This window comes from Actinoplanes sp. NPDC051633, assembly GCF_040681735.1.
Taxonomy (GTDB): Bacteria; Actinomycetota; Actinomycetes; order Mycobacteriales; family Micromonosporaceae; genus Actinoplanes.
The window spans coordinates 1-4939 of sequence record NZ_JBFAZH010000590.1 but is presented as its reverse complement, the minus strand read 5'-3'; the positions used below and the strand labels follow the sequence as shown (position 1 = coordinate 4939).

The 4939-nt window shown below is 68.7% G+C and carries 6 protein-coding genes; 2 read left to right on the top strand and 4 right to left on the bottom strand.

What is annotated here, in order from left to right; genetic code table 11:
- The coding region (locus tag AB0M20_RS27335) for an EAL domain-containing protein (protein ID WP_364302934.1) at positions 1-697 on the top strand (697 nt) is incomplete at its 5' end.
- Between the two features lie 7 nt (positions 698-704).
- Here AB0M20_RS27335 and AB0M20_RS27330 read toward each other — a convergent pair.
- Entirely contained in the window at positions 705-1283 is a 579-nt protein-coding gene (locus AB0M20_RS27330) for a dihydrofolate reductase family protein (protein WP_364302932.1), read from the bottom strand.
- 213 nt (positions 1284-1496) lie between these two features.
- On the opposite strand from AB0M20_RS27330, the gene AB0M20_RS27325 reads away from it, so the two are divergent.
- Entirely contained in the window at positions 1497-2540 is a 1044-nt protein-coding gene (locus AB0M20_RS27325) for an NAD(P)-dependent alcohol dehydrogenase (protein WP_364302935.1), read from the top strand.
- Between the two features lie 26 nt (positions 2541-2566).
- Here AB0M20_RS27325 and AB0M20_RS27320 read toward each other — a convergent pair whose 3' ends face one another.
- The 3 genes from AB0M20_RS27320 to AB0M20_RS27310 all read right to left on the bottom strand — a co-directional run.
- Positions 2567-3256 carry a carbohydrate ABC transporter permease gene (locus AB0M20_RS27320; protein WP_364302930.1) on the bottom strand — a complete coding sequence of 230 codons (690 nt, stop codon included), beginning with the start codon at positions 3254-3256 and terminating at the stop codon, positions 2567-2569.
- A gap of 178 nt (positions 3257-3434) precedes the next feature.
- Entirely contained in the window at positions 3435-4328 is an 894-nt protein-coding gene (locus AB0M20_RS27315; protein WP_364302928.1) for a sugar ABC transporter permease, read from the bottom strand.
- Positions 4328-4939: extracellular solute-binding protein (locus AB0M20_RS27310; protein WP_364302927.1), on the bottom strand; the 612-nt coding region annotated here is incomplete at its 5' end. The genes AB0M20_RS27315 and AB0M20_RS27310, both read right to left, overlap by 1 nt.

The following is a 4939-nucleotide window of genomic DNA, read 5'->3' as shown; positions in this document are numbered from 1 at the left end:
GGCCTCCGGCGCGGTGATCGGCGCCGAGGCGCTGGCCCGCTGGCACCACCCCGTCCGAGGCCTCGTCAGCCCCGCCGACTTCATCCCGGTGCTCGAGGGCACAAGCCTGATCCACCGGTTCACCACCCGGGTCCTGCACCTGGCTCTGGGCCAGGCGCGCCGCTGGCTCGACGACGGCCACCGCGTGCCGGTCGCCGTCAACGTCTCCACTCGCAGCCTGCTCGACAGCACGTTCCCCGACCAGGTGGCCGACGCTCTGCGCGCCGCCGGCGTGCCCGGCGACCAGCTGTGCATCGAGATCACCGAGAACACCGTCATGGCCGACCCGGACCGGGCGATCGACGTCCTGCGACGCATCCGGGAGCTCGGTGTCGCCACCGCGATCGACGACTTCGGCACCGGTTACTCGTCCATGGCGTACCTGAAGATCCTGCCCGTTGACGAGATCAAGGTGGATCGGTCGTTCGTCCGCGACATGGCCATCGACCACAGCAACCGGGTCCTGGTCGAATCCACCGTCGACCTCGGGCACAACCTCGGTCTCCTCGTCGTCGCGGAGGGTGTCGAGGACGGTCCCACCGTCACGGCGCTGCAGGACCTCGGCTGCGACTTCGCGCAGGGTTACCACTACGCGAAGCCGCTCGCCGCCGCCGATTTCGCCGACTTCCTGGCCGACCGGAAGGTCGCAACGACCTGACGAATCGTCAGCGGGGGGTGGGGCGGTACACGAGCTCCTGGGTGTGGCCGTCGAGTGTCCGGCTCTCGAGCAGCTCGAGGTCGAAGTCGCCGGCGCCGCCGAGGATCGGGCTGATGCCGGTCCGCCCGGTGATGACCGGGAAGATCGTCACCTGCAGGCGGTCGACCAGCCCGGCGGCCATCAGCGCCCAGTTCAGCGAGAGGCTGGCCTGGGAGCGCAGCGGCACGTCCGACTCCTGCTTGAGCCGGGCGACGATGTCCACGGCGTCCCCGCTGACGATGGTGGCGTCCGGCCAGCCGAGCGTGTCGGTCAGCGTGGAGGAGATCACCGTCGCCGGCGAGCGCATCGTCCGGACGTTCCACTCGTCGAGCGAGTTGGGATCGATGCCCGAAGTCATGATCTCAGCCATCTCCCGGAAGGTGGTGGCTCCGTAGACCATCCGCTGCTCGGTGTCGAAGACGCCGGCACGGCGCTCGAGCAGCTCCGGGCCCTGCTTGCTCCAGTAGCCGCCCCAGTCGGCGCCCTCGGCGTACGAGCCGTAGCCGTCGAGGGTGGAGAAGACGTCCCAGGTGTAGGTCGCGGTCATTGGGTTCCTCCTGCTTTTCGCGGTCATCTGCGGGCCGCCCTGCATGATCGTCGGCCGGCCCACCCCCTCCACGAACGGCGGCGACCCGATCCGACAACCTCCTCGGAAATTTCCTGAATTCGATCACGGCCGCCGCAACCCCGGGGTTACCCGGGTGCGTCGCGGGTAGCAGTCTGTGCAGGAACACGTCACCGGATTGATCGGAGAGTCACCATTCCTACCGTCAACGCCATCGCCGCCACCTCCGCCACCGACCCGCTGGTGCGCACCACGATCGAGCGGCGCGACCTCGGGCCGCGCGACATCATGATCGAGATCCGCTATGCCGGCATCTGCCACTCCGACATCCACACCGTGCGCGGCGAATGGGGGACGGTGCCGTACCCGCTCACCGTCGGGCACGAGATCGTCGGAAAGGTCACCGCGGTCGGCGCCGAGGTCACCAAGCACGCCGTGGGTGACCGGGTGGGGGTCGGCTGCATGGTGAACTCGTGCCGCGAGTGCGCGAACTGCCGTGCCGGGCAGGAGCAGTACTGCCTTAAGGGCAACACCGGGACGTACGCGGGCGTCGACCGCGACGGCAGCGTCACCCAGGGCGGCTACTCGACGCATGTCGTCGTCGACGAGGACTTCGCTCTGGTCGTACCCGAATCGATCCCTTACGAGGCGGCCGCGCCGTTGCTCTGCGCGGGCATCACGACCTACTCCCCGCTGGCGCACTGGCAGGCCGGCCCGGGCAAGAAGGTCGCCGTGGTCGGCATGGGCGGCCTCGGCCACATGGGTGTGAAGATCGCCGCCGCGATGGGCGCCGAGGTCACCGTGCTGTCGCAGACGCTCGGCAAGAAGGACGACGGACTGGCGTTCGGCGCCGAGCATTACTACGCCACCAGCGACCCGGCGACCTTCGAGGTCCTGGCGAACACCTTCGACCTGATCGTCAACACGGTCAGCGCGCCGATCGACATCAACGCCTACCTGGGCCTGCTGCGCCTGGACGGCACCCTGGTCAGCGTGGGAGCGCCGCCCGAGCCGCTGCCGGTGCAGGTGTTCTCGCTGTTCAACAACCGGCGCTCCTTCGCCGGGTCGAGCATCGGCGGCATCGCTGAGACGCAGGAGATGCTGGACTTCTGCGCCGAGCGCGGCATCGCCCCCGAGGTCGAGATCATCGACGCCGACGCGGTCAACGAGGCCTACGAGCGAGTGCTCAAGTCCGACGTGCGGTACCGGTTCGTCATCGACATCGACTCGCTGCGCTGATCGACTCGCTGCGCTGACGGCGGGGCTCAGCGGATGCCGGTGCGGGCGATGCCTTCCACGAAGTAGCGCTGGAAGACGGCGAAGACGGCCAGCATCGGCAGGATCGACAGGAAGGACATCGCCAGCAGCGGGCCGAAGTTGTTGCTGAACTGCTGGATGAGGAACTGCAGGCCGACCGGGAGGGTGTACGAGCTGCTGTCGGTCAGCACGATCAGCGGCCAGACGAACTCGTTCCACCGCCACATGAACGTGAAGATGACCAGCACGGCGATCAGCGGCCCGGACAGCGGCAGGACGACGGACCGGAAGGTGCGCAGGTGCCCCGCCCCGTCGCACCGGGCCGCCTCGAGCAGCTCGTCGGGCACGGACAGGAAGAACTGGCGGGCCATGAACAGCCCGAACGCCTCGGCGAGCCGCGGCAGGATCACGCCGCCCAGGCTGTTGAGCAGGTTGAGATCGATGACCAGCTGGAACTGGGGCACCATGATGACCTGCACGGGCACCATCAGGGTGCTGATGATGAGCAGGAACAACAGGTCGCGGCCGGGGAAGCGGAGCTTCGCGAAGGCGTACCCGGCGCACAGGTTGATCGCGACCGTCGCCACGACGGACACGACGGCGATCACGATGGAGTTGCCCAGCCAGCGCAGGAACGGGTACTGCTGCCAGGGCTCGATGTAGTTACCGAGCCGCCAGTCGCGCGGCCACAACGACACCGGCAGCGAGCTCGCTCATCGGTGCCCGCCACCGAGACGCGCAGCATCCAGTAGATCGGGAACATCAGGATCAGCACGCCGGCGACGGCCAGGACGACGCGGTACCGGCGGCCGCGCGACGGTGTTCGGTGCTTCGTCTCCTCGGCGGCGACGCGGGTCGGCGGGGTGGCGACGGTGGTCATGCCTCGTCCCTTCGTCGTTGCAGCCGCCACTGGGCGACGGTGAGGGCCAGCACGATGACGTACAGGATGACGCCGATGGCCGCGGCGTAGCCCTGTCGTCGCTGGTTGAAGCCCTGGTCGTAGGCGTACTGGACCAGGAAGGTCGTCGCGGTGCCCGGCCCGCCGCGGGTCAGCACGTAGACCACGTCGAAGACCTGGAAGCTGGTGATGATCGAGTAGACGACGAGGAAGAACGTCGTCGGCGCGAGCAGCGGCCAGGTGATGCGGCGGAACCGGCGCCAGCCGGCGGCCCCGTCCACGGCGGCGGCTTCGTAGACGTCCCGGGGAATGGCCTGCAGCCCGGCCAGGTAGACGACCATGCCGAAGCCGATGCCCTGCCAGGTGGTCACCGCGATCACCGACAGCAGGGCCGCCGCCCCGCTGCCCTGCCAGTTGACCGCGGGCAGCCCGACCTGCGTCAGCAGCTGGTTGATGATGCCGGTGACGGGGTCGAACAACCGGAGGAAGATGACGCCGGCCGCCACCCCGGAGATGACGACGGGCAGGTAGACCAGCGCGCGGAACAGGCCGCGGGCCGGCATCCACCGGTTGAGCAGCAGGGCCGCGCCGAGGCCGAGCGCGATGCTGAGCGGCACGGAGACGACCGTGAACATGACGGTGTTGCGCAGCGCGGTCCAGAACGTCGGGTCGGCGGCGATCGTGCGGTAGTTGTCCAGCCCCAGCCAGCGCATCCGGCCGAACCCGCTGTAGCGGTGCAGGCTGTACCAGAAGGTCAGGGCGATCGGCGCGAACATGAAGACGGTGAAGACCAGCAGCGCCGGGCTGGTGAGCACGAAGCCGGCCCAGGCCTCCGCGCGCCGCCCGGCCGAGTGCACCGTGGACACCGCCATCAGGCCCGCAGAGCCTTCTGTACGCCGGCGGTCATCGCCCGGACCATGTCGTCGGTGGAGGCCGACGGGGTCGACAGGTACTGGTCCATGGTGTCGATCAGGGCCTGGTTGATGCCCGCGAACGCCGGCGAGGTCGCCGCCTTGACCAGGCCGTCCGGCATCGAGGTGGCCTGCTGCTGGAACACCGGCATGAGGTCGGGCCGTGCCGCGTACGCCAGCTTGGCGCTGGTCAGGTCCTTGCGCACCGGCAGCACCGTGGTCTGCTCGCAGAACGTCTGCATGTTGTCCTTGGTCACCAGGAACTTGGCGAACTCGGCGGCCACGTCCGGGTTCTTCGCCTGGTCGGTGACCACGACCGCGTTACCGCCGAGGTCGGTCGCCGCGGCGGCGTCGCGCATCAGGTACGTGACACCCCATTCGAACTTCTTCTTCACCGCGGCGTCGATCGATGGGATCAGGAAGTCGCCCGCCTGGATCATGGAGATCTTCTGGGTGGGGAAGACCTCGTCCGGGTAGGTCGGGCGCTTGACCAGGATGCTGCGCTCGTGCAGGCCCTCGGTGTACAGGCTGCGGGTGAACTCGAGCGCCTTGCGGGTCTGCGGCGAGTCCAG

What these genes read in the sequence shown, in the direction of transcription:
- AB0M20_RS27330 (WP_364302932.1), bottom strand. Translation starts at nt 1,283, where the DNA reads ATGACCGCGACCTACACCTGGGACGTCTTCTCCACCCTCGACGGCTAC.
- AB0M20_RS27315 (WP_364302928.1), bottom strand. Translation starts at nt 4,328, where the DNA reads ATGGCGGTGTCCACGGTGCACTCGGCCGGGCGGCGCGCGGAGGCCTGG.